Below are 437 nucleotides of genomic sequence, written 5' to 3' on the forward strand. Positions count from 1 at the left end.
TGCTGCATCTGCGCCAGCTCCGAGCCCACCCCGTTCAGGTAGCGCTGCCCGGTCTGGCTCAGCACCGCGTTGCTGATGTAGCGGGTGTCGAACGCCGCGTCCCCCAGAAAGCGGTAGTCGTGCTCCGCGTCCAGGTTCAGTTTGCCCAGCAGGTAGGACGAGCCCAGCACCTGCGTCGGGTCGGTCAGCGTCGCGCTGCGCTCCACCGGCACCGTGGTGCCCGGCGTCTGCCCCAGCAGGCCGCGCAGGTCGCCGAACAGCGCGTTGTCCACCTGGCCGAGCCGGCTCAGCGTCGGGTTGCTGCGTATCAGGTAGCGGCTGTCGCCGGCGGTGTCGGCCACGAACAGCCCGTTCTGGCTGGTCGGCAGCGGGTAGTCGGTGAGCGACGGGCCGGCCACCTGCGCCAGCCCCTGACGCAGCGCCGCCTGCAGGTCACC

1 protein-coding gene is annotated in these 437 nt (G+C 71.2%); it reads right to left on the reverse strand.

Annotation, left to right across the window (positions count from 1 at the left end):
- Positions 1–437 (reverse strand): hypothetical protein (locus FDP13_RS21515; RefSeq protein WP_143840379.1); only part of this gene is annotated, 437 nt, incomplete at both ends.

The organism is Dickeya sp. ws52 (assembly GCF_007210685.1).
Lineage (GTDB): Bacteria > Pseudomonadota > Gammaproteobacteria > Enterobacterales > Enterobacteriaceae > Dickeya > Dickeya chrysanthemi.